Below are 25,364 nucleotides of genomic sequence, written 5' to 3'. Positions count from 1 at the left end.
AACGAGACTGCTTCCGTGAGCGGAGCGAACGAGACTGCTTCCGTGAGCGGAGCGAACGAGACTGCTTCCGTGAGCGGGACGGTAGCCATCGGCCGCCTGATGAAACCGATCCGGTGGGCGCGCCGCGTCCTTCCCCGGCTGACGGCCGACCCGACCGAGACGCGGCGGCAGCGGGTGTTCCGTCGCATCCGCATCGGGATCGTCATCCTCGGGTGTCTGGTGACACTGCAGTCGGTGCTGATGGTGCTGGGCGCGTGGCGAAACGACCGGCAGATCGAACGCCATCTCGGAGTGGCCGAGGCGACGGTGCTCAGCGCCGGACCGCGCCGGTCGACGATCGAGTTCGTCACTCCCGACCGTGTGACGTACCGCCCGGAGTTGGGTGTGCTCTATCCGTCGGAACTCGAGACCGGAATGAACATCTACGTCGAATACGACGTCAACAACCCGGATCTCGTTCGCGTGCAGCATCGCAACGCCGCGTTGGCGATCATCCCGGCGAGTTCGATCGCGGTGGTCGGCTGGTTGATCGCCGGCGTCGCGCTGGCCGGCGTGACTTTCGTCGAGCGCCGAATCTCCGCGCGCCGCCCGTGAACTAATTCGCGAAAAGGCGCAAAGTGCCGCAAGACCGCCGCGAAAAGGGTCACTTTGCGTTCCCCTACCTTCGGTGTGGGCCCAGCCGGCCGGGAAATTCAGGACTGGATGAGCTTGTCGAGCCAGTCGTTGTCGTAGATGTCGATTTTCTCGTCGGCGGCGGGGTCGTAGACCGTCGGTGTGCCGGTCGCGAGCGGGTCGACCTCGAACAAATATCCGAAGTTGCTCTCGTCCATCTCGACGATGTTCACCGCCGAGCCCCCACCGGCGACCCGCTGGACCACCTCGTCGGGCATACCCGCTGACCGGGCCATGTCGGCCATCTCGTCGTCACTGGGGCCACGCCCACCGGGATCCTGGTTGGCCCACAGCTCTTCGACGAAGCGTTGGAACTGCGTGCCCGTCGCGCCGCTTTCGGTGGCGAGAAACAGCGCATTGCTCACCCGCGCCGAATGACCGTCGGTCTCTTGGTCGAGGAAGATCAGCGGCCGGTAGGTGACCTCGAGCTGGCCGACACCGATGTAGTAGGCGAGCTGATCGCCGAAATCGGCTTGCAGGTCGGCGCAATGGGTGCACTGGGGTTCGGTGAAGATCTCGATCCGCACCGGGGCGTCCGCGAACCCGGCGACCACGCCGTACCCGTCTTCGCTGACCGTCAGCGGGGGTTGGTCGGGATGGCGCTGCGCGGTGCCCGCGACCTGTCTGGTGCAACCCACCGCGGCGAGTAGCGCCGACAGCGCCAAAACCGCCGCGATTCGGGATATCCGCATGTCAACCGCCCCTTCCTGGTGCGCACGATACTCGACGGCAACGCTACGCAGCACCCGTTGAGCGCACGAGTTTTTCGCGTGCCATCTTCCTGACGGCAACCTTCGCGACACGCTTCGCTGAGAGTATTCGGGCGTGCGCGTTGCAATCGTCGCAGAGTCGTTCCTCCCGAATGTCAACGGCGTCACCAACTCGGTGCTTCGCGTGATCGAGCATCTCCGCCGCACCGGACACGAAGCCCTCGTCATCGCTCCCGACACCCCCCGCGGTGAACCGCCCGCCGACCGCGTGCACGACGGCGTCCGCGTACATCGGGTGCCGGCGCGGATGTTCCCCAAGATCACATCGTTGCCCCTCGGCGTGCCGCGGCCCCGGATGCTCGGCGTGCTAAGGGGATTCGACCCCGACGTGGTGCATCTGGCGTCGCCGGCGTTGCTCGGCTACGGCGGTTTGCACGCCGCGCGCCGCCTCGGTGTCCCGACCGTCGCCGTATTCCAGACCGACGTCGCGGGTTTCGCCGAGAGCTATGGCGTCGGCTTCACCGCGCGCGCCGCATGGGCATGGACACGCCATCTGCACAGCCGCGCCGACCGCACCCTGGCGCCGTCGACGGCCGCGATGGAAAACCTGATGGCCCACCGTGTTCCGCGGGTCCATAAGTGGGCTCGCGGTGTCGACATCACCGGCTTCGCGCCCTCGGCCCGCGATGACGGCCTACGGCGGCAATGGTCGCCCGACGGCAAGCCGGTCGTCGGCTTTGTCGGCAGGCTGGCTCCGGAGAAGCATGTCGAGCGGCTGGCGGGTCTGGCGACGCGCGACGACCTGCAACTGGTGATCGTCGGCGACGGCGTTGACCGGGCCAAGCTCCAAAACCTCATGCCGGCAGCCGTTTTCACCGGTGCGCTGTACGGCCGGGAACTGGCGAGCGCGTATGCCAGCATGGACGTGTTCGTGCATCCGGGAGAACACGAGACCTTCTGTCAGGCCGTGCAGGAGGCGATGGCGTCGGGCCTGCCGGTGATCGCGCCGGATGCCGGCGGCCCCCGCGACCTCGTCGCCCCCTACCGCACCGGCCTGCTGCTGGCAGTCGACGAGTTCGAGGCGCGGCTGCCGCAGTCCGTCGATCATCTGATCTCTGAGCGGCAACGGTATTCGACGGCCGCGCGCCGCAGCGTGCTCAACCGGACGTGGCCGACGATCTGCGACGAACTCCTCGGCCACTACGAGGACGTGATCGGCCGGCGCCGCCGGCACGTCGCCGCCTGACCCCCTTCCGCGAGCGACCGTGTCTGTCCACCGACACGCCGCACATTGGCGTGCAAACGCGGTCGCTCGCGGAGAGGGAACAGCCACGGCTACGGTAAACGGCATGAGCCGCGCAACCTTGGCGAAGGACCCACACGATGTGGCGTCGATGTTCGACGCGGTGGCCCGGCGCTACGACCTGACCAATACCGTGATGTCGCTGGGCCAGGACCGGTTCTGGCGGCGGGCGACGCGCGAGGCGCTGCGCATCGGGCCGGGGGACAAGGTGCTCGACCTCGCGGCAGGGACCGCGGTGTCGACGGTCGAATTGGCCGCCTCAGGCGCGTGGTGCGTGGCGGCGGACTTCTCCGTCGGCATGCTGTCCGCAGGGAGCGCCCGCGACGTGCCGAAGGTGGCAGGCGACGCGACGCGACTGCCGTTCGCGGACGGCGTTTTCGACGCGGTGACGATCAGTTTCGGGCTGCGCAACGTCGTCGACCACACCGCGGGTCTTCGCGAGATGGCGCGTGTCACCCGCCCCGGCGGCCGGCTGGTGGTGTGCGAGTTCTCCACGCCGACGAACCGCGTGTTCGCGACGGCGTACAAGGAGTACCTCATGCAGGCGCTGCCGCGGATCGCCCGGGCGGTGTCGTCGAATCCGGAGGCCTACGTCTACCTCGCCGAGTCGATTCGTGCCTGGCCCGACCAGGCGCAGCTGGCGCGTCAGATCTCCGGTGCCGGCTGGTCGGGGGTGCGCTGGCGCAACCTGACCGGCGGCATCGTCGCGTTGCACGCGGCCACCAAGCCGCTGAACTGACGACTCAACCGACAACTTCGTCCCGCTGAAACCGGTGTCACCCGGCGTGTCGTACAACGCAGTCGTGAGAATCGCCGTTAACTTATTGCTTCGACGGGGTCCGCGAACAAGGCGGTGGCGGGATGTCGGGTGGCGGCGAATCGCGACGGTTGTCGCGCCGGACGTTCGTGATGGGCACGGCCACCGCGGCGGCTCTGATGGCGATACCGCCGACCGCCCGCGCGGCGCCCGGCAAGTCGGTCGCGGTCTTCGGCGCCGGGATCGCGGGACTGACTGCCGCACACGAACTCGTCGAGCGCGGCTACAGCGTCACGGTGTATGAGCGCAAGGCGCTCGGCGGTAAGGCCAGGTCCATTCCGGTGCCGAACTCCGGCTCGACACCGCTGCCCGCCGAGCACGGTTTCCGGTTCTTCCCCGGCTTCTATCGCAACGTCACCGACACGATGCGTCGGGTTCCGTTTCCTGGCAACGCCAATGGCGCCTGGGACAACCTGACCCGGGCGACGTCGTATCTGCATTCCGGGCTCGGGCGTCACGATCTGACGATCCCGCTGCCGTTCCCATTGCCCATGATCCCGAATCCGATCACGCCGAAGGCGTTCATCGACTCGGTGGCCACCGTCTTCGAAACGCTGTTCCGGTTGCCGCCATGGGAAGCCATCTACGCCGCACAGAAACTCGCCGTCTACGTCACCAGCAGCACCGAACGCAAACTCGGCCAGTGGGAGCACATGACGTGGGAGGACTACATCGGCGCGAACAAGAAGTCCGCCGAATACAACCGCTATCTCGCCGACGGCATCATTCGCAACCTCGCGGCATCGAAATCCAAAGACGCCAGCGCACATTCGATCGGTTTGGTCGGTGAGGCATCGGTCTGGTCGATCCTGTTGTTCGGAAACGACTCCGACAACAAGGGATTCGACCGGGTGCTCAACGGCCCGACGAGCTCGCAGTGGCTCGACCCCTGGGTGGAGTACCTACGCGAGCAGGGCGTGACGTTCCGCATCGGCCAGGCACTCGCGCGGCTCACCGCCGACGGCAAGCACATTCAGGCGGCGACCGTGGTCAGCGACAGCGGGGTACCGCAACAGGTCACCGCCGACTGGTACGTCTCGGCAATCCCATGCGAGAAACTGGCCGCGGTGCTGACGCCGGACCTACTCGAGGCCGACCCGCAACTGGCCAACATCGCGCTGCTGCGCACCGAGTGGATGAACGGGCTGATGTTCTACCTCAAGGAGCGCGTCGACGTGACGAAGGGACACGTCAACTACGTCGACTCCGGCTGGGCGATCACGTCGATCAGCGAAGAGCAGTTCTGGAAGAAGAGCCTGACGACGTACGGCGACGGCACGGTCAAAGAGTGTCTCTCGGCGATCATTTCGGACTGGAGCACACCGGGCAACTTCAACCGCAGAAGCGCCCGCGACTGCACCCCACAAGAGATCGCCAAGGAGGCCTGGGCACAGATCAAGGCCCATCTCAACGACACCGACAAGGTCGTCGACGACGACATGGTGCACTCCTGGTTCCTCGACCCCGCGATCATCGACTCGGGTACGCCCGATGTGCGCAACGACGAACCGCTGTTCATCCAGGACCCCGGGTCATGGAACCGTCGTCCTACCGCGGTCACCGGCATCGACAATCTCTTTCTCGCCGGCGAGTGGATCAAGACCGACCAGAACGTCACCACCATGGAAGGTGCCAACGAGGGCGGCCGCTATGCCGCCAACGGCGTGCTGCAGGCCTCGGGTTACAACGGCGACATGGTGAAGATCGTCGAGTTGTTCCAGGCGCCGTGGTGGGTGCCGTTCAAGAACGCCGATCGCGCCCGCTACCGCGCTGGCCTGCCGCATTTTCTCGACATCGTCGACACGCGCTGGCCCAGCCGATGAGGAACCTACCTGCTAGCCGAAGTCGGCGGGCTGTTGCGGATTGCCTGGGTCGCTCTTGACGATCGGCAGTGTCGGATCGAACCGCGAATTCGCGGACGCACCGCGTGGTGCCTCGCGCCACGGCGTACACACACCGACAAAAGGCACGTCCGCACACGGCCCCTGCGGCGTGGCAGGTGCGGTGGCCGCGAAGCCCAAAGCCGCTGCCGCGACGGCGATCGCGGAAAGTATGTATCGAACTGTCAGACCGAGCATCGAGGTTCCTTCCGCCGATGCCTAGTTTGAACGCCTCTGTGTGCCAGGGTAATCCCGAGACTTGTCGGTGAACAGCTCCGCTAGCTTGACTTACATTTAGTCGAGCTCTACAACTTTCGCCCGACGCGGCTGTGCCAGATGCGTTCCGTCTGCGGGCCGACGTCCGGACTGTGGGTCTGCTGGAAGTTGCGTCCGCCTCGGCCGAACGTCGCGAGAACGGCTGCGGGAACGCCGGATTCGCCTACCGGTTCGACAAGCCAGCGGCACGGCCGCACGTGTACGAGGTCCACGGCGACGGCATCCGCGTGGTCGTCGCGACGATACGGGCCGTCGATGCGGCCCAGCCAGAACAGCCCGTCCGCGTCGCGGGTCCAGACGAACGACCCGTCGTGGATGTCCGCGACCCGGGCGATTCGACGAGCCAACCGGTCACCGAACCCCGCGTCGCCGAATCCGACGAGACCCATTGCGAGGGCGCGGTCGATCGCCCCCTGCGGATCGATGTCGTCGCGGCGGGTCCGCATCGGAGCCCGGTACACCTGAGCCACCCGGGATATTCTGCCCCGCGATGGAGACGTTCAAGCGTTACCTGATGTTTCAGGCGATGATGTTCGTCTTCGGCGTCGTCGGGCCGATCTTCTTGATCATGTACTTCGCATCGCAGCCGGACCCCACGGTGAGGTGGGCGTACTGGTTCGGTCTGTTCATCACCGCCGCCGACGTGCTCATCGCTTTGGGTCTCACGGCCTCCACCACTTCTCGCAAGGAACCTGACAACTAACTGAACGGCGCGCGGTCGTCGATGCGCCGCGACAGCAGACCGGCGCCGCGCCACACCCGGGCGGTCCAGTCCTCGTCCTCGTCGGTGACGAAATTGCCCATCACCCGGACCGCGATGGTCATCAGCGCCGCTGACCGCATGGCGAGAGGTCCCGTCGACGGCAGGAACCGCGGAAACGTCAGCAACAGGGCCAACCTGCGCGCCACGGAGAACCCCCGTGCGTAGTGGGCCGAGAGCACCGCCGGCCACGCCGCGGTCAGATCGCCGGTGCCCAGCAGTTCGGCCGCCAGCCGGCCGGTCTCGAGCCCGTAGTCGATGCCCTCGCCGTTCAACGGGTTGACGCATGCGGCGGCGTCGCCGATCAGCATCCAGTTCGGCCCGGCGACGCCCGACACCGCTCCGCCCATCGGCAGCAGCGCCGAGAGCCCGGCGCGCGGTTCCCCGTCGAAGCCCCACTCTTCGCGGCGCAGCTTCGTGTAGTACGACATCAGCGGCCGCAGCGCCGCGTCGGCCGGGCGCTTCGCGGTGGCGAGCGCCCCGACGCCGATGTTCACCTCGCCGTTGCCGAGCGGGAAGATCCAGCCGTACCCGGGCAGCACCTTGCCCTCCGGCGAGCGCAGTTCCAGGTGCGACGTGATCCACGGCTCGCTTGCCCGCGGCGTGGCGATGTACCCGCGGACCGCCACGCCGTAGACCGTCTCCTGATGCCACTCGCGGCCCAACACGCGCCCCAGCGTCGAACGTGCGCCGTCGGCGACGATCAGCTCGCCGCAGCCGATCTCGGCGCCCGAGTCGAGCACCACCGCCTCCGCGCGGCCAGACGAATCATGGCGCACATCAACGGCTTTCACGCCGAGCATCATTTTCGCACCGTCGTCGGAGGCCACCATGCGGATCCGGTCGTCGAGTTCGGTCCGCGGCACGGCGCTCGACGTCGCCGGGAACGACGGACCCGGCCACTCGACTTCGACGTCGGCGCCGAACCCCGACATCCGCAAGCCCCGGTGCTGTACCCGCCCGGCCAGCCACGAACCCAGGCCCAGCCGCTGCATCTCCAGCACCGCGCGCGGGGTGAGCCCGTCGCCGCAGGCCTTGTCGCGCGGAAACTGCGCGGAGTCGATGACGAGCACATCGCGGCCGGCCCGACACGCCCATGCCGCGGCAGCAGAACCGGCGGGGCCGGCCCCCACGACAACCACGTCCGCTCGCGTATCCATAGTTCCCAGTATGTTGGCAGGGTGAGGACACCAGCGACCGTGGTGGCGGGGGTCGACTTCGGGGATCCCGCCTTTGCGCAGGATGTCCGGGACGGCGTGGCCCGCATCGAGGACCTGATGGCCACTGAGCTGGGCAAAGCCGACGAGCTGATGGCCGACGCGGTCCAGCACCTGTTCCAGGCGGGTGGCAAGCGGTTCCGTCCGCTGTTCACCGTGCTGTCGGCCCAGCTGGGCCCCGAGCCCGACGCGTGGCAGGTCACCGTCGCCGGCGCGGTCATCGAGCTGGTACATCTGGCGACGCTGTACCACGACGACGTGATGGACGAGGCCGAGGTCCGCCGCGGCGCCGACAGCGCCAACGCCCGCTGGGGCAACAACATCGCGATCCTGGCGGGCGACTATCTGTTCGCCACGGCGTCACGCCTCGTCAGCCGGCTCGGGCCCGAGGCGGTGCGCATCATCGCCGACACCTTCGCCCAGTTGGTGACCGGCCAGATGCGCGAGACCCGCGGCGCCGCTGAGCACGTCGACTCCGTCGAGCACTACCTCAAGGTCGTCTACGAGAAGACCGCATGCCTGATCGCGGCGTCCGGCCGGTTCGGTGCGACGTTCTCCGGCGCCGACGAGGAGCAGATCGAACGGTTGAGCCGCCTCGGCGGCATCGTCGGCACCGCATTCCAGATCTCCGACGACATCATCGACATCGACAGCGATCCGGACGAATCCGGCAAGGTGCCCGGCACAGATCTGCGCGAGGGCGTGCACACCCTGCCGGTGCTCTACGCGTTGCGCGAGGCGGGCCCCGACGGCGACCGGTTGCGAGAGCTGCTGGCCGGGCCGGTGCAGGACGACGACGACGTCGCCGAGGCGCTGCAGCTGCTGCGCCGCTCGCCCGGGATGGTGAAGGCCAAGCGAACCGTCGCGCAGTATGCCGTGCAGGCCCGCGAGGAGCTCGCCAACCTGCCCGAGAGTCCGGGCCGGCACGCCCTTGCGCTGCTGGTCGACTACACCGTGAACCGGCACGGCTGACGGGGCGGAACTCGCGCAGCCCGGCTGAGCGTTGGATCAGCGGACACGTTCGTAGGAGGGCGCCCTGATGACCTGGCATCCGCACGGCAACACGGCCAAGACGTTCGCACTGTTGGTGCTGTTCTCTGGCCTGATCGTCGGCGTCGGTGCGATGTTCGGCCGCAACATCATGTTCCTGGCCGTGCTGTTCGCCGTCGGCATGAACGTGTACGTCTACTTCAACAGTGACAAGCTGGCGCTGCGGGCGATGCACGCCCAGCCGGTCAACGAGATGCAGGCGCCGGTGATGTACCGCATCGTGCGCGAATTGGCCACCACTGCCCGACAGCCGATGCCGCGGCTCTACATCAGCGACACCGCCGCGCCGAACGCGTTTGCGACGGGCCGCAACCCGCGCAACGCCGCAGTGTGCTGTACGACGGGGATCCTGCAGCTGCTCAACGAGCGCGAGCTGCGCGCCGTGCTCGGCCACGAGCTGAGCCATGTGTACAACCGCGACATCCTGATTTCCTGCGTGGCGGGCGCGATGGCGTCGGTGATCACCGCGCTGGCCAACCTGGCGTTCTTCGCCAGCATGTTCGGCGGGAACCGCGAGGGCGGCACGAATCCCTTTGCAATCCTTCTGGTTTCGCTGTTGGGACCGATCGCGGCGACGGTGATCCGGCTGGCCGTGTCGCGGTCGCGCGAGTACCAGGCCGATCAGTCGGGCGCGGAGTTGACGGGCGATCCGTTGGCGTTGGCCAGCGCGCTGCGCAAGATCAGCGTCGGCGTCGAGCAGGCGCCGCTGCCGCCGGACCCCAAGCTGGCCGATCAGGCGCACCTGATGATCGCCAACCCGTTCCGCGCGGGCGAGCGCATCGGCAAGTTGTTCTCCACGCACCCGCCGATCACCGACCGGATCGCGCGACTGGAGGCGATGGCGGGCCCTGGACATCGGGAAGGCCCGGGCTACTACTGACACACGACTTCGGTGTCGCCAGTTGCGCTCAGCGCACCTTTGGGCACCGAAATCGCACGAGCGGAGTAGAACGGAAAGCGGACCGGTCAAGGACGCGCTGCGTCGAACGCACGGAAAGGGTGGTGGGCCGCGATGCCAGGGTGCCGGCTGGGCCGGCTGGAAGAACGAGTCACCCGCATCTGCGCGCGTGGCCGCGACCCGATCGAGCTGCTCGCGGCGGTTGCCGCGGAGGTGCGAAAAGACATCGCCTATGAGGCAGCGGGATGGCTGCTCACCGACCCCGACACGCTGCTCCTCACCGGCGTGCACGCCGAAAACGTTTCGCGCGCACAACATCTCGCATTGATCGAATGTGAGCTCACGACAGACGACGTCAACAAGTTCGTCGACCTGGCCCGTCGCGAGGTTCCGGCGGCATCTCTGAGCGCAGCCACCGGCGGAGACCTCAGCCGCAGCGCCCGCTGGTCGAAGGTGTACCGGCCCAACGGATACGGCGACGAGATGCGGGGCGTGTTCAGCTCCGGTGCGGCGACGTGGGGGCATTTCTGCCTGACGCGCCGCGCCGCCGATCCCTTCTTCACCGACGACGAGGTCGCGGCCATGGCCAGGCTCTGCCCGCACGTGGGCAACGCGATTCGCGCCTGCTTACAGCTGGCAGGCCAGCCCGGCCCGACCAGCCCAGGGCCGGCTGCGTTGCTGATACTCGCCGATGACGGCACCGTCGAGTCGATGACTCCTCAGGTCACCGAGTGGCTCGGCCCCGTCGACGACGAGCGGCTCGAGACCGCGATCGTGCTGCACGAGGTGGCACACCAAGCCCGTGCCCTCGCCGAGCACGGTGTCGGCGAGCCCGCGATGGCGCGCACCCGCAGCCGCAGCGGCGACTGGCTGGTGGTGCGGGGCATCCGTCTCGATCGTGGCGGATCCGAAACAGGCCGTACTGCAGTGGTTTTGGAGCAGGCCCGTCGTTCAGACATCGCGCCCGTACTTGTTCACCTACACCAACTGACCCGTCGCGAAAAGGAGATCACGCAGCTGTTGCTGACCGGCATGTCCACCAGGGACATCGCCGCTCGGCTGTGGATCACCTCCGAGACGTTGCGGGGCCACATCAAGGCGATCTTCACCAAGCTCGGCGTGAACAGTCGCCCGGAGCTCGCCGCGCTACTGTCGCAGGACCTCGTCGTCCGGCATTAGCGGCTTCGAAGCCGACAACTGCCCGGCGATGTCGTCGGCCACCCGGCGGGCCAGCCCGCCGACGAACTTCGTCAGGCCGGGCCGGTACACGTAACCGACGAAGCGCAAACCCGGCAAGACCTCCCCGCCGCGGCCCTCGCGCGGCATGCCGCGCTGGTCGAGGACGTCGAGATGGCCGACCATGGCGTCCAGCCCGGTCCGGTATCCGGTCGCCGCGATGATGCTGTCCACCTGCACCTCGGTACCGTCGACGAGCACCGCCCCACGGTGTTCCAGCCGGTCGACGGCCGGCACCACACGCAGCGAGCGGTCCCGGATCGCGTCGATCACTTCTCGGTCGACGATCGCCGTGCCGGCGCCGCGGCGCTTGAGCCCGGCGATCGGCCCCTCCCGAGGCGCGGCGAGGCCGAAGCCGCTCAGATCGCCGATCACCCGGCGTTGCATGGCTTGCAGCATTTTGTCGACGAGCCCGGTGGGCAGCCGCAGAAACAGCGGCAGCGGCAGGTCGGCGGGCAAGCCACCGACCTCGCGCAGGAGGATGTTCGGCGGGGTGCGGACGGCCAGCGTCACCTCCGGACAACCGGAGCGGCTCAGCTCGTAGGCGATCTCGAGCCCGGTAGAGCCGGCGCCGGCGACCAGCACACGTTGCCCCGCGAACGCGCTGGCGTTGCGATACTGCGCGGCATGCACCACACGACCGGTGAAGTCATGGCCTTCTGCCCAGTCCGGAAGTAAGGGCCGGTTGAAGATGCCGGTCGCGACCACGACCTGGCGGACCCGCTGAGCGCCTCGGTTGGTGGCGACGTCCCAGCCACCGCCGGGAGCCGGGTCGAGCCGGCGCACGTCGATGCCCAACTGGACCCGAACCTGCCGTCGCGCGGCATACGTCTGCAGGTAGTCGACGTACTGGTCGCGGGTCGGAAATTGCCCGAAATGACGGGGGAAAGACGCGCCGGGCAGGGCCGAATTGCGGCGGCAGGTGTTGAACCGCAGGGCGTCGTACCGATGTGCCCAGGCGGCGCCGATCTGCGTGCCGCGTTCGACGACGGTCGCGTCCACCCCGCGCGCACGCAGTTCGCCGGCGCACGACAACCCGGCCGGACCGCTGCCGACGACCAGCACGCTGTTGTCGGTTGCCATGACCCCTCCCTGAGTGAGCCCTCGCCCGCAGTCCAGCGTCGGCCCAAGTCACGGCTGCCACAACCCCGCAGATGGGGGGTTTTCGCTCGTATGCCATCGAGGTGGGTAACGATGCGGTGTTCGGCGCCGATGTGTTCCGTATGCTGCGAGTCCCGGCCGCACCCCTTAGGGTGTGGACCGTGCTGAACAGGGTGTTGATCGGTGTCGTGGGGTCCGCGACGGCCCTGATCGGTGTGCCGGGTATCGCGGCGGCGCAGCCGCCGGAACCGGCGCCGGCCCCGCCACCGCCGAACGTCAACTCGCTGGCGCCGGTGAAGCTGTCCGAGTACGCGGTGATGGACGGCCACTGGTACGCGTTTCGGACGCCCGACGGGTTGACGTGCGTGCTGCAACGCAACGGCGGCTATGGCTGCAGCGGCGCGATTCCGGCCGCACCGAACGGCGCGAACTTCGTCAGCGGCGGCCCGGGCGTGCCGCAGTTCTCCGCGACGACGGCCGACGTGTTCGCGAGTGTCGGTGAGGTCAAGCCACTTCCAGCCGGCTCGCGGATCAGCTATCAGACCGTCAGCTGCGGCAGCGAAGGCGGCGTGACGACGTGTTCGGACAGCCGCAATCAGTCCGGTTTCGTGCTCACGCCTGCGGGCAGCCACATCATCAACGGCGGCAAGGACCCGCTGCTGGATCGGCCCGAGGGCACGAACCCATTCTTCAACTAGGGCGCTAGAAGCCGGCGCCGTGCACCTCGTGGCCGGGTTTCTCGACCATCAGGCCGCGGTAGGCGTCCTCGACGCTGGCGCCGTGATTGACCACCGCGTCGACCTCGCGCGCGATGGGCATCGAAATCCCGTACTGGTCAGCGAATTCCATAATCACGCTGGCGGCCTTGACGCCCTCGGCCACCTGGTTCATCGACGCGATGATCTCGTCAATGGGTTTGCCGGCCCCCAACTGCTCGCCGACGTGGCGGTTGCGGCTGCGCTGGCTGGTGCACGTGACGATCAGATCGCCCATCCCCGCCAGGCCGGCGAACGTGTCGCGATGGCCACCCGTCGCCTCGCCGAGCTTGGACATTTCGCGGACCGCGCGGGCCATCACCATCGCCCGCGTGTTCTCCCCGATGCCGAGCGAATAGCCCATGCCGACCGCGATGGCGTAGACGTTCTTCAACGCCCCGGCCATCTCGACGCCGACCACGTCGTCGGTGGTGTAGGTGCGAAACCGCTTGGTGCGGAACAGGTTCGCCAGATTCGCGGCTAGTTGCGGGTCGGGCATGGCGAGCACCGCGGCGGCGGCGTACCCCTCGGCCACCTCGCGCGCGATGTTCGGCCCGGCCAGGATCCCGGCCGGATGTCCGGGCAGCACCTCGGCGACGATCTGGCTCATCCGGTAGTTGGTGCCTTGCTCCAGACCCTTCACCAGCGACACCACCGGCACCCACGGCCGCAACTCCTTGGCCAGTTCGGTGAGCACGCCGCGGAAGCCGTGCGACGGCACGCCCATGACGATGACGTCGGCGGCCGTCGCCGCCTCGGTGAAGTCGGTCGTCGCCTTCAGGCTCTGCGGAAGCTCGACCTCGTTGCCGAGATACTTCGTGTTGCGGTGGTTGTCGTTGATGTCCTCGGCGGTCTCCGCGGAACGCACCCACTGCAGCGTCGGCCCGCGGCGCGCACAGATGGACGCCACGGTGGTGCCCCAGGAGCCTCCACCGAGGACGACGACTTTGGGATCACGTTTCGCAGGTGCCATGCCGATCAGGGTATGACCGTCGTCCGGCGGCGAGGGCGTATTTGCGAACGCGGCGGCGTCTAGCGGTAGTTGACGAACTGCAGCGCGACGTCGAGGTCCGCGCCCTTGAGCAGCCCGATGACGGCCTGCAGATCGTCGCGCTTCTTCGAGCTGACGCGAATCTCGTCGCCCTGGATCTGCGCCTTGACGCCCTTGGGGCCGTCGTCGCGGATCAGCTTGGTGATCTTCTTGGCCTGCTCACTGGTGATGCCCTGCTTGATTTGGCCGCTCACCTTGTAGGTCTTGCCCGACGCCTGCGGATCGCCGGCATCGAACGCCTTCATCGAGATGTCACGGCGGACGAGCTTTTCTTTGAACACGTCGACAGCCGCCTTGGCGCGCTCCTCGGTGGGGCTGGTGATGACGACCGTCTCCTCGCCCTGCCACTCGATGGACGTGTCGGTGCCGCGGAAGTCGTAGCGGGTGGCCAGCTCCTTGGCGGCCTGATTCAGCGCGTTGTCCACCTCCTGGCGGTCGACCTTGCTCACGACGTCGAACGATGAATCCGCCATTGGATCCGTTCCTCCTTGATTGGTCGGCTGATGCTCTGGTGCCGTTTTCGTCTTGGGCCCATCCTCGTTGTACCCTGCTAGTCGCACCAAGCCGGGTCACCCGGCGGTGCAGTACCCAGGCAGGTTGCCCGAGCGGCCAATGGGAGCGGACTGTAAATCCGTCGGCTTACGCCTACGCAGGTTCGAATCCTGCACCTGCCACGCTGGTCAGAGCCTATTTTTGCTTCTGCGACAGGCCGGCTCTGTTCGAATACCCCCACAACTGTCACGGATTGTCACAACTCGCGCGAAACTCTGTGCCGCCGTGACCGAGGTAGCAACATCGCAACCAATGACCCCGGCATCCCGGAGTACCGCTCAAGCGCAGTGATGTGGGCGTTCGCGGTGGAGGAGGCCGAGCAGCAGTTACAAGTCGAGCGAGACAGGAATTTGAAGGCGCGCCTCGATGCGGTGACACGTCACCAATACGAGGAAGGCTCAGCTGCCGAGCGAGAACGACTTGCGGCCGCATATGCGAAGGCAACAAGCGTTCAAACGGTTGGATCGGTGTGGCGTTTGACGATGGCGCGGTACATGTTCTTGCATGCCGCAGCGCAACTGCGGAAGTGCGTAGTTGGTCTGCGGGAACTGGGTGTTGACATGCCGGAACTTCCTGACGAGAAGCTGATAAGGATCCTTCGTGACGTCGACGATCACTGGGAACAAGTCGAGGAGGGCCGATCGCTGAAGCAGCTGCGCGAACTGCGGCCGGGCGATCGGCCGACTCGAGTCGTCTACGGTGCGTTCGGGATCCAGGTGGGTGGTATCAGCACCGCCGAGATAGTCAATTGGGCGCGCAGGGTGGACGCCGCGGTCCGCGCAAACGCGCAGGCAGAAGGTCAGCAACTCGTCGACCGTGATGAGCCAGTCGACTTCGGTGATTAGGGACCAATCGACTGGTGGGTAGTGAAGCGGCCGAAACTGTGCGCCGCCACCGCCAACGCATCCGGCTGCGAATGCACGTACGTCTGCAGAGTGAACGCCTTCGACGCGTGCCCCAGCCACGCCGAGATCAACGCCACCGGCACGCTCTCCAGATGCATCAACGTCCCGCACGTATGCCGCGCATCGTGCAACCGGACGTGCCGGACGCCGGCCGCTTCGAGAGTGCGGGCCCACCTCGAGGTGAGCGCGTGCGGACTCAACGGCTCCCCGGCCTCGTTCACGACGACGTAGCCGCTGGCCTGATATGCCTCGCCGAGCGCCAGCCGGTCGGCGGCCTGGATCCGCCGCGCAACCTTCAGCGCGGCGACGAGATGGTCGGGCAGCGGCAGGGTGCGGCGGCTGGCCGCCGACTTCGGTGTGTCCTCGACGAGGTTCTTCCCGAACCGCAACCTGGTGTGCGCGACAGTCAGCGTGCGCGCCTCGAGGTCGACGTCAGCCCAACGCAGGCCGGCGACCTCGCCGCGCCGCAGCCCCGACAGCGCGAGCTGCCAGGCGATGCCGTAGCGGTCGTCGGCGATGTGTGCGAGCAGCTTCTGCAACTCGGCCGCGGTGAGCGTGTTGGGCGGCTTCGGGTCTGACGGGATGCGGTCCACGAGCTCGGCGACGTTGCGCACCACACGCCCTTGGCGAACCTGGTCGCGCAATACTGCGGTGAGCAGCCCGAGCATGTAGTTCACCGATCGCGGCGACCACGCGCGCATCACTGCGCCCCGCTTGGTCTGGGCGCCGCCCGCGCGCAGTGCGGCCACAAGGTCGTCGACGTCGCGCTTGGTCAGCTTCTGCACCTCGATATCGCCGAGCACCGACGTGACAGCCTCAAGCGTCACCCGATGCCCATGCAGCGTCGACGGCTTCAACCCGTGCTTGGACGCCAACCAGTCCTCGCATGCCTGGGCCAGCGTCGTCTTGGCCGGGTGGAGGTAGGTGCCGCGGGGGACCTCTCCGCGGATCTCCTCGAGCGCCGCGCGTGCATCTTTCTCCGTCGCGAACCGCTTCCGATACTGCTTGCGTTTGCCCTCGACGGCGCCAACGTCGACGGTGAGCTGGTAGCGGATGATGGGGCGGCCGCCGGCGCGCTGCGCGAGCTCGACGCGCTTGATCTCCGGCGGCAACTGGCGGCGTGGTTCGGGCATGGATAGATCATGCACCCGAGCGGCGACGAGTTGACCGCGCCTGCGCGGGTGATTACACCCCGTGTCCGGCGATGTCCATCTGTTCGACCGTCGCGGCGTCGTATCCGAGCGAACGCAAATATTGCTCCGCAGCGGCTACAGCGGCAACGGCCTCGGCTCGAGTACTTATGCCGCCTGGATAGGCGATCCCGTATGCGACTTTGCAGTCCTGTTCGACCTGCCAGAGGAATTTGTTCTCGTTGACGTAGCCGTTCGAGGCAGCAGCGTGGGCGCACGAGTACTCATTCGCTTGCGCGGCCGGTGCCGCGATAAGCCACCCGGCCATCACCAGCGCGGCACCGCCGACGCCAGCTTTCCCAAACGTCGTCATAGCTGCTCCCCCTTCAAACGACGATCTCAACTAGCACGGTTTCCCCTGCAGGACGATTTGGTGGCAGTTCTGCCATTCGGCGTAGGTCATTGACCGCCACGCCCACTGGCCCGACGCTGCGCAGACGAACGCGCCGCCGTTGAGACCCGAGTAGTCATCAATGGCCGGTGGGGCGCAAGCACCGCTGGGCGGCATGGAGCATTCGGCTATCGCCTCGGGGACATGGGGGTCGCAGTCGGGCCAGACGCCCGGCTCGGCGGCGGCGGACGGCGCCATGGCCAGCACAGCGGCTGCCAGAGGGACCGCTGCCAGAAGTCGCATACCCGGATCGTAGCTATCTAGTGGGCGGCATACGGACGGTTCCGCCCGCTGCGAATACGTCGTAACCGATGGACCGTCACAGCGGCATACGACAACGCCTTCTCCGTGGCCAGCAACCGATTCAGCAGCTGGTAGTACCGCATCGGCGACAGCCCCATCGGTGCGATCGCCGACTCCTTTGCGCCGGCATTCGCCTTGTCAGGCTTCACATTCCCGGCCGGATCCATTGCGACGGCGAAGTTGTCGACCGTCCACCGCAGCAGCGGATTACCGCCGTGCCGGATGATGGGTCGTTCTTCGGTGCCGGTGAGGATCAGCCGCTGCAGATCCTTCGTCGGAGCCGACATCGACGCGAAACCCTGACCCATCGTGATCATCGGCGCGCCATCGCTCACCAGGTTGTTGACGAGCTGCTGAGCGTTCCACCGGTCGTACGCGATCTCCTGAACCAGGAAAGTGTCACGGTCGCGGCCGATCTGGGCCTCAATGAAGTCGTAGTCAGTGACGTTCCCCGGTGTTGTTGTCAGCCAGCTCTGTTTCACCCACGTCGACGCGGCGCGTGCAGTGCGATCGTCGAGCGCCTCGATCGACTCCTCGGGCGCCCATGCGCGCAACAGCACATCGAACGCATCACCGTCTGGGAACACCCAGCACAGCGCGGTGAGGTGCGATGTGGCACCGAGGTCCAAGCCGCCGAAGCACTCCCGACGCTTCAACCGTTCGGGCACCACCATCGACGCGTTGCGATCCCACGCGCCGATGTCCAGGAACCGGAACTCCTGCTTCGTCCGCAAGCCCAGATGCAGCCGTTGGAAGCTGGCGAGCTCGGCCGGCGAATCCTTGGCCTTACGCGCCGCCGTCGCCATGAACCGCTTCGTCGGCGACACCCCATACCCGGGGTTCGCCTTCTTCCACGTCGCCTCGACAAACGGATCGCCGGTCGCCTCGGCCGCGAAGATCACACCGTACGTGGTCGGATCTTTCAATGTTCCCCGCGCGAGCTTCTCGATGCGCGTGAGCTTCTCGTCGTACGGCGTGTGCCGCTTACCCTGATCGGCAGTCGTAATGAACAGGATCAGCGGCTGCACTCTCGAACCCGTGCCGGTCTCGATCGCCTCAATCAGGTCATTCGACTTGTGCAGATGCACCTCGTCGATGAAGCAGATCGTGCGTGGGTCTCCGGCGCTGACGAAGCACTTCGACGCGTTCCAGTCGAAGATCATCCACAAAGTTCGGGCAGTGTGTTCGAGCCGGTCGCGAACGTCGGTGACGCCCAGCACGGTCGGGAATTGCACGGCGGGATCGTCGGTTATCGTCGGCGCCGCAGTCGTCGTCGTCGGGGGTGTCGACGGTGATGATGCTGCCGCTTGGGTCTTCGGTCTTGATGAGTTCGCGTGCCATTGGTTTCACCTCGGTCTGGTCTTGCCGCGTTGGGCGTCGCGGACGGTCTTCTGCTTGTGGTGGTCGATGCACAGGCTCTGGTAGTTGGACCAGTCGTAGCGGTCGCCGCCTTCGGCGAGGGGCACGATGTGGTCGACCTGGTGCATGACGCGGCCGCAGCCAGGCTGCTCGCAGTGCGGATGGCTGGCTCTGTATGCGGCGATGCTGCGTTGCATGCGGCGGTCGTCGTGGCCGCGGATGTGCGTGCTGCCTTCGAAGGCTGGCCGGCATTGGCATGGCCGGCCTTTCGGCGCTGGTTTGTGGCAGCGGTTGCAGACGCGTGGGGGTGCTGTTGGCATGAAAAAGCGCCACCGTGTTGTGGACACACTGGTAGCGCGGTTCCTAGTGTGCCGAATGTTTCGCCTGGTCGCAACCAGTCGGCGATGCGGCGTGTCGAAACCCGTGCCATAAACCCTATACATTGTCGCGTGATCTGTTATATTATTGACAGACCGCAAGAGTTAAGGGGACAATGGTGAACAGCGACATCGCCGACATCGCCAAGTGGGCGACTTCGCAGAAGTGGATTGTCGAGGACGACTCGAAGGGCTACACCCGCTTCTACAACCCGGAGGGGGAGTACATCACCTACTACCCGGCAACGCCGAGCCGTCCTAACCGACGCATGGCGTCTTTGAAGGTGGCGCTGCGGAAAGCAGGGTTGCCGTGGCCGCCGCCCAGCAAGAAGGAACAACGATCACAGCGCAAGAAGGGAGAGACACAGTGAGCACCGTGGATTGGGTGATCACGCTGACCTTTGATGCCGATCCCGTGATCGATGAAATGGATTTCTGGGAGAACGAGCTCGATGAGCTCGATGCCTCGGTGGCGCGGATTCCGGGGCGCGGCGTCGAAGTGACGGTGTACGCCTCTGGTGACATCCCGATGTTTGAAGCGGCAGAAAAGATGGCTTCAGCGGTTGGGCATGTGGTGCATGCCCGACTGGTCGGTGCGGAGATCGTGAGCGAGGTCGAGTGGGAACGTCGGGCGAATGCGCCGACGATGCCCGAGTTGATGTCTGCGGCCGAAATCGCCGAAGAGTTGGGGATTACGCGGCAGCGAGTGCATCAGTTGCGGAGTTTGTCGTCGTTCCCGGCACCGTTGGCGGATTTGCGTGGCGGCGCTGTCTGGGATGCGGCAGCGGTACGCCGGTTCGGTGAGACATGGGAGCGCCGCCCTGGCCGGCCTCGGACGGTTGTGATTTCACCTCGGTCCATCGCCTCGGCGGAACGGGTCGGTGTTCCGAAGGTCATCGTGGAAGCAAGGAAAGGTGGTTGGACTGTGACGCGAGGTCGAGCAAATAGTCGCGAGGTCGTTCCGAACGCGGATGGTGGTTGGGATGTGAAGAAGCCTGGGGCTTCTCGCGCGAGTGCGCATGTGGAGACGCAAGCTCAGGCGGTTGATCGTGCTCGTCAGATTCTCCGCAATGATGGCGGTGGCGAGTTGCGGGTTCACGGTCGCGACGGTCGAATCCGGAATTCGGACACAATCCCGCCGGGCAACGATCCCTATCCGCCGAAGGGCTGACCGTGAAGAAACTAAACGCGGCCGGGGTGGCATGAGCGGATACCGAGTACTCGAGCCAGTGATCGTCGAGGTTACGCACCCGGAGGAATCTCCGGGATTCAAGACGACTGTGTACACACCGCCATGCCCGAAAGACGCTGACGATGTCAGCGGGCTCGCATGGGAAGCGGGTGTTGTTGCGTACGACTTCGGATATCCGATCGCGGTGATCGTCGAGGATGACGGCGAAGGAGACGGCCAGCTCTACGGGTTTCAGTTTCACTGGACGTCCGCTGACGGACACGACTGGCAACACTCTGTCGAACCACGGTTCACGCTGAAGGCCGCGTTGGAATGGCTTGAGGCTGTAGCCTTCACCAGTTCATTTCTTCGCGACCGTCAAGCCAGCCACTAATTAGGTCTTCCCTCGTCACTCGAGAACTCCTGCGTGCAGCTCGAACTGGAGTAGCTCGCAGAGGAACAGGTAGTACTCGGGCGCCCAGTGGGTGTGGCAGACGACGCAGGTGCAGCCGCGCTCGGTGACGAGCTGCAACGCGGGGATGCGTACCGTGTCGCCGCCGGAGTCTCGCCGGTAGGCGGTGGTGGCGCCGCAGGCCGGGCAGGGAGCCGAGATGTGCTTCACGGATTCGGGTGCGAGGAGTTCGGTGATCCGCCGCTCCCACCATCGCAGCTTGCGTACGACGGCCTCGAGGAACGCGACGTCGTGTCGCTTCCATTTGCGCAGACGCAGTAGGCATGCGAGTCGTCTTTCGGTGGTTTCGCCGTGTAGCGGTAGCCAGGTGGCGACGTGGTGGTCGATGTCGGCTAGGAGGTCGAGGGCGTCGCACCACAGCGGGGGCATCGACCGGTTCGCATGCCCGCCGCTGCCCTGTTCGCCCGGGATCGATCTCGCGATCTGCCGGTAGAGGCTGGGAGCCTCGTACGTGCTGTGCTGGATGTAGGTGTGTTGTGGGTGGGTAAGTGCGCGGATGGCGGTTCGGAGGTCGCCGACGGTGTTGGGGAGGTTGGGTGGCCGGCGGGTTGGTGTCATGGCGGGCCTTTCGATGATCGCGGTCATACTCGACCTCCCGGGACGGTGGTGATGGTGATCTGCGCGCCGGGCATCTCGTTGCGCTCGGCTAGGCGTTTGTGAGCGACGAGGTTCACGATCGCCGAGTCGTCGGTGAATACGACGTTGGTGAGTGCGTCGAGTACTCGATGTCGGTGAGGTCGAGCGTCATCGTTCGCCTTTCGGGTGTGGGTTTTGCTGTCCAGTCACGTCCAGTCGCGCGCGTACACATTTGGGTGACGTGACTGACGTGACTGGAGGGCTTTGGTCTGATGTTGACGCAGCTGAGAACAGTTGCGTCACAGTCACGTCAGTCACGTCAGCCCTATTCATGAGGTGACTGGTGACGTGGCTGTGTCGGATCGGCTGACGTGACTGTGTCAGGCAGCCGCCAGTAGGTGCGCCGAGGGAACCCATGGGACTCGATAACCACCTTCAATTTCTTTGCTGCGCGGTCGACAGAGGATGCGGAGACGCCGATCGATTTGTGCGCTTCGGCCTTCACGTCGCGCGACGCGCAGGCTCCTTGTTCGGCGAGGTAGTCCTCGAGCCAGCGTTGGCATTCGAGGTTGGCGCCGTTGGCCGATGTGGGGTCGGACACGATGTCTTCGACGGTGATCTCGGAGTCGCAGAGGATGTTGAAGGTGCCGACTTCGGCGATCTCGCCGGTGGCGACGCGCACCGTGGTGGACTCGATCTGGTAGGTCAGCGAGAGGTCTTCGTAGCCGGTGGAGTTCTTGTGTTGGCTCATGACGCGGGTGTCGTTCTCGTTGTTTTTGGCGAAGCCGAAGACGGCGCGGGCGAGCTCGCCGAGCGCGGAGGATCCGGTGACGGCGGCGACGACGTCGCCTGCGCTGTTCTTGCGTAGGTGCGCTACGCCGATGACGATGCCGCCGATGTTGTCGGCGATGCGCGCCCAGGGCTGCACCTGGGCGCGGACCTCGTTGTTCTTGTTGATGTCGGCAGTGGCGGTGATGGTGGACATAAGCGGGTCGACGATCACGATGCATGTCGGCGCCGGCGGCCACAACCCCGCCTACGCCGAAAAGGCCCTCCGCGACGAAATCACCGCGGTCCAAACCGCGCCCGAAGGCACCCGCAACCACACGCTGAACCGCGCCGCGTTCAACCTGTCGAGCTTCGTCGACGCCGGCGCACTCGACGCCCAGCAAGTCGAGGCCGCTCTCACCAACGCCGCCCGCTCAGCTGGCCTGCCCGACACCGAAATCCGCGCCACACTCGCCTCCGCGCGGCGGGGGAGCGCCGCGAAGGTTGGGCCCCGCCGAATCCCCGAACCGAAATCCAACGGTCAAGTTTGCGAAGTCGCCGCCGAAACCCTGCTGGGCCCCGCCGCACCGCCCGCCACCGGCCGCGAGATCCGGTGGACGCGCGGCGACCAGATCAACACAGCCGTACCCGTGTGGGCCTGGACCTATAACGGGCGCGGCCGCATCCAACTCGGAACCCTCGCCTGTTCGCCGGCCGGCCGGGCGCCGGGAAGTCCAGTGCCGCGCGCTGGTTCGCCGCCCAAGCCACTCTCGGCCTCCTCGACGGCGCGTGGCACGGCCAACCGCAACACGTGGCCTATATCGCCGCCGAAGAATCCGCTCGCTACACCATCGGCCCGGGCTTGCTGGCCGCCGGCCGGGTCCTCGTCGGTCACGCAGTGTGCCAGGGGCACGGCGGCGGGCACACCTCCTGGATCTGCCGGATATGTGACACCACGGTGTACGGGCCGCCGCTCAACACCCACTGCAGCGTTTTCGACGGCCCCGGCGCGGGCTCGGATCTCGAACCGCTAGCTCTCAGTGGGCGGTGTCTCGAATTGTCACGCGGTTGTCACAACTCGCGCGGGTCACGCTGGCACACGACGACACACAGCGGAACACTTTGCGCAGTTCACGGCAGGATCGCGGTCACGCCCGTACGCGGTGAAACAGGGTTTCTCGGACTGTAAATCCGTCGGCTTACGCCTACGCAGGTTCGAATCCTGCACCTGCCACTCTGTGATGTCTCACGACATCGGAATAGTCCGAACCCACGTTTTAGGGTTCGGGCTTTTTCTTTGGGCGGCCGGTGGGGACGTTTCGGGGTTGGTAGTCCCTGGTGGGGTCCGGGGAAAGCCCGCAGGAAGGATCGACGGCGTCGCGGCCGGTCTGGGTGGGTCGGGCGTTGCTCGCCACGGCGAGTCGAGAGTCGTCGGCTCGCCAAGGCGAGTCAGCAGTGGTCAGCGAGCAGGTTGAGGATCTCCACGGTGGCGTCGCCAAGATGCCAGCAGGTGACGTCCGCTCGCCAGCGTGACGCATCCTCGCGCTGTCAGGGCAGAGTCTGAGCGCGGCCGATGCACTCGCCGGGCGAACACGGAATTCCATCCAGCGTCGGCAGCTGGTTCGGTCCACGGAGGTCGACGTGCTCGGGCGGGACATCGACACTCGGCAGACAGTTGGTGGACCAGATACCGTGTGTCGGCGCGTTCGGGCAATCACTTTGTGCGGCAGGCTGCATGGTCGCGAGGCCCTGTTGCCCCGCCACGGCAGCGGGGGCACCGGCGAGCACACCGACGAACAAGACTGCGGGAACGACTCGACCCGGGTTCAATCGAAAAGCCATGATCCTTCCTCGATCGGGGTGAACTGTTCAGAGCGCCGGAGTCGGGCAACATATCGTCTCTATACGATTCAGCCTCTGGGGCGATTCCTGCTCAAGCCCAAACGCGCTGATCATTTGCGTACCCGCCCTGCATCGGTGTCATTCATTGGACGGCCGGAATTCTGCGATGCCGCCACCGAGCCCGGCATTCGGCGGCAGGCCACCATAGGGCCGAACGACGACGTCATGCGGTACTGCCGGGCAAAGCGCTGCTCGCAGTGACGTAGCCAGTAGCCCCGTTGCGCTCATGCACGCAGCCATTCCCATGCATCGTCGAGTTGATCGCGACGGAAGGTTCGCAGGTCGCCCTTCATCAGCAACGTCGCAGGAATTTTCACGCACCATGCCTCCCATCTCGGCGCGCCCACTATCGCGATCTTGTCGAAGTCTTGGCGATGCTTGAGATCGAAAATCGTGTTGCCCCATGCCGCAGCGACGCTCCAGCCCTCAAAGGACTCGTCCATGAAGACCAGCACTCTCAGCGTGTCGAAGCGCGCCAGCAAGGACTCGATGCGCGGTGCGAGCACGTCACGGTAGTCGAGTCGGCTCAACTTTCCGCCAACCCTTATACCAACAACATCCCCCGTAGGCTGGGGCAGGAACTCGATCACGCTGCGCCTTTCCAGCCAGTCAGTGCCCACGTGGTGCACTCATGATCACCGCCACACCGGCCAGGCACACCAAGGCGCCGACGACATCTCACGATCGGGCCCAAATCCATCCAGGGCCATCCCCATGCCAGCGAGCCGGCGATGAACACGCCACCATAGGCGGCCAAGACACTGCCGAAATGTGCATCAGGCTCAAACGTGCCCACTGTTCGCAACATCCCCGCTCGCCTCGGCTTGATCATCGTCTGTGGTGAAAGGTAAAGGGCAACAGGGGCTCTCGACGCAAGCCAGAAGGTCATCGCACCCTGCAGCGAGTGCCGCGCGCAGCGTGTCGCGCACCGCGTTCAGCTCGGCCAGCTTTTGGTCGACCTCGGCCAACTTGATCCCAGCGCGGGCGTTCAACCCAATGTCCGAGCGGCCAGCGAGCCGGCTCGCGTCCAACAGGTCACCGACCTCTTCCAGGGTGAAGCCCAGACGCTGTGCGGCTTTGATCACCCTCGTCGTCGTCACCGTTTCGGGCGGATATAACCGGTGCCCGCCCAATTTCCGCTGCGGCTCATGAAGCAGGCCGCGCCGCTCGTAATAGCGCAGCGTCTCGACATTTACCCCAGCGGCCGCAGCAACTTGGCCACTGCGCAACCCCGCCTCGCTCACCGCAACTCACCGCTCCCGGTAACGGCGCATATCCGCACCTCCAGTGCATCCAACACCTCGGTCCGCGAGTCCGGAACTCCGATGTGCATCACCAGATCCGAACCAGTCCAGTCGAACTCGAAGCCGAAGAAGGAACAGCAGCCGAGCTCTCTGGCGGCCAGATCACGCGCTGTGGGCTCACATTCAGCGGCCAGTACTAGATCCAACCGAGTGCTACTCACCCGCGTCGATTGCAGCACCGATTCGCCGAACAATCGGTCGAACTCCGCGACCCGCAGCGGCCGCTCAAGCGTCGGTAACGAGCACGACTCAGGGACCCAGCCCGATGTCTCACCGATTGCCATACACCGACGATAAATCCGTACCCAGGTACGGAATGCAACCCTCAGCTCACACCAGGCAATTTACGACATGAGAGAACACACCAA

General features: G+C 66.0%; 32 protein-coding genes, 2 tRNA genes and 1 pseudogene. 16 read left to right on the top strand and 19 right to left on the bottom strand.

From position 1 onward, the window contains the following. Nucleotides 1-99 precede the first annotated feature (99 nt). Nucleotides 100-594, top strand: a complete 495-nt coding sequence (locus AU185_RS08780) for a DUF3592 domain-containing protein (RefSeq protein ID WP_059101180.1) — start codon at nt 100-102, stop codon at nt 592-594. Between the two features lie 98 nt (nt 595-692). Here AU185_RS08780 and AU185_RS08775 read toward each other — a convergent pair whose 3' ends face one another. Next, nucleotides 693-1,364, bottom strand: a complete 672-nt coding sequence (locus tag AU185_RS08775) for a DsbA family protein (protein WP_059101181.1) — start codon at nt 1,362-1,364, stop codon at nt 693-695. Nucleotides 1,365-1,497: 133 nt separating this feature from the next. On the opposite strand from AU185_RS08775, the gene AU185_RS08770 reads away from it, so the two are divergent. The 3 genes from AU185_RS08770 (at nt 1,498) to AU185_RS08760 (ending at nt 5,325) form a co-directional block, all read left to right on the top strand. Beyond that, entirely contained in the window at nt 1,498-2,628 is a 1,131-nt protein-coding gene (locus tag AU185_RS08770; RefSeq protein ID WP_059101182.1) for a glycosyltransferase family 4 protein, read from the top strand. 103 nt (nt 2,629-2,731) lie between these two features. Continuing rightward, nucleotides 2,732-3,424 carry a demethylmenaquinone methyltransferase gene (locus AU185_RS08765; protein ID WP_059101183.1) on the top strand — a complete coding sequence of 231 codons (693 nt, stop codon included), beginning with the start codon at nt 2,732-2,734 and terminating at the stop codon, nt 3,422-3,424. Nucleotides 3,425-3,546: 122 nt separating this feature from the next. Then, nucleotides 3,547-5,325, top strand: a complete 1,779-nt coding sequence (locus tag AU185_RS08760; protein ID WP_059101184.1) for a hydroxysqualene dehydroxylase — start codon at nt 3,547-3,549, stop codon at nt 5,323-5,325. 12 nt (nt 5,326-5,337) lie between these two features. Here the strand turns inward: AU185_RS08760 and AU185_RS08755 are convergent, their stop codons facing one another. Both AU185_RS08755 and AU185_RS08750 read right to left on the bottom strand, forming a co-directional pair. After that, a complete protein-coding gene (locus tag AU185_RS08755) occupies nt 5,338-5,580 on the bottom strand; it encodes a hypothetical protein (RefSeq protein WP_059101185.1) in 243 nt (80 codons plus the stop codon). 107 nt (nt 5,581-5,687) lie between these two features. Then, nucleotides 5,688-6,128 (bottom strand): GAF domain-containing protein, encoded by a 441-nt coding sequence (locus tag AU185_RS08750; protein ID WP_156425450.1) that lies wholly within the window; start codon nt 6,126-6,128, stop codon nt 5,688-5,690. Between the two features lie 20 nt (nt 6,129-6,148). Here AU185_RS08750 and AU185_RS08745 point away from each other — a divergent pair, with 20 nt between their 5' ends. Next, a complete protein-coding gene (locus tag AU185_RS08745; RefSeq protein WP_059101186.1) occupies nt 6,149-6,361 on the top strand; it encodes a hypothetical protein in 213 nt (70 codons plus the stop codon). Here AU185_RS08745 and menJ read toward each other — a convergent pair. Beyond that, nucleotides 6,358-7,578, bottom strand: coding sequence for a menaquinone reductase MenJ (gene menJ / locus AU185_RS08740; RefSeq protein WP_059101187.1), 1,221 nt, complete (start codon nt 7,576-7,578; stop codon nt 6,358-6,360). The two genes, AU185_RS08745 and menJ, sit on opposite strands and share 4 nt — an antisense overlap. Nucleotides 7,579-7,599: 21 nt before the next feature. Here menJ and grcC1 point away from each other — a divergent pair, with 21 nt between their 5' ends. From grcC1 to AU185_RS08725, 3 genes are all read left to right on the top strand, one after another. Further along, entirely contained in the window at nt 7,600-8,607 is a 1,008-nt protein-coding gene (grcC1, locus tag AU185_RS08735) for a nonaprenyl/(2E,6E)-farnesyl/geranylgeranyl diphosphat synthase (protein WP_172800284.1), read from the top strand. Between the two features lie 67 nt (nt 8,608-8,674). Continuing rightward, nucleotides 8,675-9,565 (top strand): zinc metalloprotease HtpX, encoded by an 891-nt coding sequence (htpX, locus tag AU185_RS08730; RefSeq protein WP_059101189.1) that lies wholly within the window; start codon nt 8,675-8,677, stop codon nt 9,563-9,565. Nucleotides 9,566-9,697: 132 nt separating this feature from the next. After that, the gene (locus AU185_RS08725; protein WP_059101190.1) at nt 9,698-10,762 is read left to right on the top strand and encodes a helix-turn-helix transcriptional regulator; all 1,065 of its coding nucleotides are present in this window, start codon (nt 9,698-9,700) and stop codon (nt 10,760-10,762) included. Here the strand turns inward: AU185_RS08725 and AU185_RS08720 are convergent. Next, nucleotides 10,730-11,902, bottom strand: coding sequence for a flavin-containing monooxygenase (locus AU185_RS08720; protein WP_059101191.1), 1,173 nt, complete (start codon nt 11,900-11,902; stop codon nt 10,730-10,732). The genes AU185_RS08725 and AU185_RS08720 overlap by 33 nt on opposite strands. Before the next feature lie 140 nt (nt 11,903-12,042). Between AU185_RS08720 and AU185_RS08715 the strand changes: the two genes are divergently transcribed. After that, nucleotides 12,043-12,618: a hypothetical protein gene (locus AU185_RS08715; protein ID WP_059101484.1), complete on the top strand. Its 576-nt coding sequence runs from the start codon at nt 12,043-12,045 to the stop codon at nt 12,616-12,618. A gap of 4 nt (nt 12,619-12,622) precedes the next feature. Here AU185_RS08715 and AU185_RS08710 read toward each other — a convergent pair whose 3' ends face one another. Continuing rightward, nucleotides 12,623-13,648: an NAD(P)H-dependent glycerol-3-phosphate dehydrogenase gene (locus AU185_RS08710; protein WP_059101192.1), complete on the bottom strand. Its 1,026-nt coding sequence runs from the start codon at nt 13,646-13,648 to the stop codon at nt 12,623-12,625. A 59-nt stretch (nt 13,649-13,707) separates the two neighbouring features. Then, nucleotides 13,708-14,199, bottom strand: coding sequence for a YajQ family cyclic di-GMP-binding protein (locus AU185_RS08705; RefSeq protein WP_059101193.1), 492 nt, complete (start codon nt 14,197-14,199; stop codon nt 13,708-13,710). Nucleotides 14,200-14,317: 118 nt separating this feature from the next. Here AU185_RS08705 and AU185_RS08700 point away from each other — a divergent pair. Both AU185_RS08700 and AU185_RS08695 read left to right on the top strand, forming a co-directional pair. Then, nucleotides 14,318-14,400: transfer RNA gene (locus tag AU185_RS08700), tRNA-Tyr, on the top strand. Between the two features lie 183 nt (nt 14,401-14,583). Further along, nucleotides 14,584-15,123, top strand: a complete 540-nt coding sequence (locus AU185_RS08695) for a hypothetical protein (RefSeq protein ID WP_156428050.1) — start codon at nt 14,584-14,586, stop codon at nt 15,121-15,123. On the opposite strand, the gene AU185_RS08690 is transcribed toward AU185_RS08695, so the two are convergent. The 5 genes from AU185_RS08690 to AU185_RS25565 all read right to left on the bottom strand — a co-directional run bounded on the left by AU185_RS08690 (nt 15,120) and on the right by AU185_RS25565 (nt 18,623). Further along, nucleotides 15,120-16,316, bottom strand: coding sequence for a tyrosine-type recombinase/integrase (locus tag AU185_RS08690; protein WP_059101195.1), 1,197 nt, complete (start codon nt 16,314-16,316; stop codon nt 15,120-15,122). The two genes, AU185_RS08695 and AU185_RS08690, sit on opposite strands and share 4 nt — an antisense overlap. Before the next feature lie 52 nt (nt 16,317-16,368). Further along, entirely contained in the window at nt 16,369-16,686 is a 318-nt protein-coding gene (locus AU185_RS08685; protein WP_059101196.1) for a hypothetical protein, read from the bottom strand. Between the two features lie 30 nt (nt 16,687-16,716). Beyond that, a complete protein-coding gene (locus AU185_RS08680) occupies nt 16,717-17,007 on the bottom strand; it encodes a hypothetical protein (RefSeq protein WP_059101197.1) in 291 nt (96 codons plus the stop codon). A gap of 17 nt (nt 17,008-17,024) precedes the next feature. Next, the gene (locus AU185_RS08675; RefSeq protein WP_197413455.1) at nt 17,025-18,302 is read right to left on the bottom strand and encodes a terminase TerL endonuclease subunit; all 1,278 of its coding nucleotides are present in this window, start codon (nt 18,300-18,302) and stop codon (nt 17,025-17,027) included. A 111-nt stretch (nt 18,303-18,413) separates the two neighbouring features. Further along, complete coding sequence (locus AU185_RS25565; RefSeq protein WP_059101198.1) at nt 18,414-18,623, bottom strand: HNH endonuclease signature motif containing protein; 210 nt, start codon at nt 18,621-18,623, stop codon at nt 18,414-18,416. A 299-nt stretch (nt 18,624-18,922) separates the two neighbouring features. On the opposite strand from AU185_RS25565, the gene AU185_RS08665 reads away from it, so the two are divergent. The 3 genes from AU185_RS08665 to AU185_RS08650 are packed head-to-tail and all read left to right on the top strand — an operon-like array spanning nt 18,923 to nt 20,368. After that, nucleotides 18,923-19,174, top strand: a complete 252-nt coding sequence (locus AU185_RS08665) for a hypothetical protein (RefSeq protein ID WP_059101485.1) — start codon at nt 18,923-18,925, stop codon at nt 19,172-19,174. 56 nt (nt 19,175-19,230) lie between these two features. Beyond that, entirely contained in the window at nt 19,231-19,974 is a 744-nt protein-coding gene (locus AU185_RS25560; RefSeq protein ID WP_353647408.1) for a DUF2188 domain-containing protein, read from the top strand. A 58-nt stretch (nt 19,975-20,032) separates the two neighbouring features. Next, nucleotides 20,033-20,368, top strand: coding sequence for a hypothetical protein (locus tag AU185_RS08650; protein ID WP_059101199.1), 336 nt, complete (start codon nt 20,033-20,035; stop codon nt 20,366-20,368). Between the two features lie 15 nt (nt 20,369-20,383). Here the strand turns inward: AU185_RS08650 and AU185_RS08645 are convergent, their stop codons facing one another. From AU185_RS08645 to AU185_RS08640, 3 genes are all read right to left on the bottom strand, one after another. Further along, complete coding sequence (locus AU185_RS08645) at nt 20,384-21,031, bottom strand: DUF7341 domain-containing protein (RefSeq protein WP_059101200.1); 648 nt, start codon at nt 21,029-21,031, stop codon at nt 20,384-20,386. Continuing rightward, the gene (locus tag AU185_RS25880; RefSeq protein WP_502687984.1) at nt 21,028-21,228 is read right to left on the bottom strand and encodes a RusA family crossover junction endodeoxyribonuclease; all 201 of its coding nucleotides are present in this window, start codon (nt 21,226-21,228) and stop codon (nt 21,028-21,030) included. Before AU185_RS25880 ends, AU185_RS08645 begins: the two co-directional genes overlap by 4 nt. Before the next feature lie 119 nt (nt 21,229-21,347). Beyond that, on the bottom strand, nt 21,348-22,025 hold the full coding sequence (locus AU185_RS08640) for an AAA family ATPase (protein WP_059156961.1): 678 nt from the start codon (nt 22,023-22,025) through the stop codon (nt 21,348-21,350). Here AU185_RS08640 and AU185_RS08635 point away from each other — a divergent pair. Both AU185_RS08635 and AU185_RS25070 read left to right on the top strand, forming a co-directional pair. Next, nucleotides 21,997-22,824: a hypothetical protein gene (locus AU185_RS08635; protein WP_156425448.1), complete on the top strand. Its 828-nt coding sequence runs from the start codon at nt 21,997-21,999 to the stop codon at nt 22,822-22,824. The genes AU185_RS08640 and AU185_RS08635 overlap by 29 nt on opposite strands. A 101-nt stretch (nt 22,825-22,925) precedes the next feature. Then, nucleotides 22,926-23,024 (top strand) — tRNA-OTHER (locus AU185_RS25070). Between the two features lie 892 nt (nt 23,025-23,916). Here the strand turns inward: AU185_RS25070 and AU185_RS08625 are convergent. The 4 genes and pseudogenes from AU185_RS08625 to AU185_RS08615 form a co-directional block, all read right to left on the bottom strand. Next, nucleotides 23,917-24,312, bottom strand: coding sequence for a SpoIIAA family protein (locus tag AU185_RS08625; protein ID WP_231740407.1), 396 nt, complete (start codon nt 24,310-24,312; stop codon nt 23,917-23,919). Then, nucleotides 24,302-24,581 (bottom strand): annotated as a pseudogene (locus AU185_RS25555) (YnfA family protein). The gene AU185_RS08625 and the pseudogene AU185_RS25555 overlap by 11 nt, the downstream one beginning before the upstream one ends. Further along, complete coding sequence (locus AU185_RS08620) at nt 24,475-24,936, bottom strand: MerR family transcriptional regulator (protein ID WP_059101204.1); 462 nt, start codon at nt 24,934-24,936, stop codon at nt 24,475-24,477. The pseudogene AU185_RS25555 and the gene AU185_RS08620 overlap by 107 nt, the downstream one beginning before the upstream one ends. Continuing rightward, nucleotides 24,933-25,280 carry a hypothetical protein gene (locus AU185_RS08615; RefSeq protein WP_059101205.1) on the bottom strand — a complete coding sequence of 116 codons (348 nt, stop codon included), beginning with the start codon at nt 25,278-25,280 and terminating at the stop codon, nt 24,933-24,935. The genes AU185_RS08620 and AU185_RS08615 overlap by 4 nt, the downstream gene beginning before the upstream one ends. Nucleotides 25,281-25,364: the final 84 nt, after the last annotated feature.

Source organism: Mycobacterium sp. GA-0227b (assembly GCF_001499855.1).
GTDB lineage: Bacteria > Actinomycetota > Actinomycetes > Mycobacteriales > Mycobacteriaceae > Mycobacterium.
Note: the sequence above shows the minus strand (reverse complement) of the source record. Positions and strands in the feature narration are given on the sequence as shown.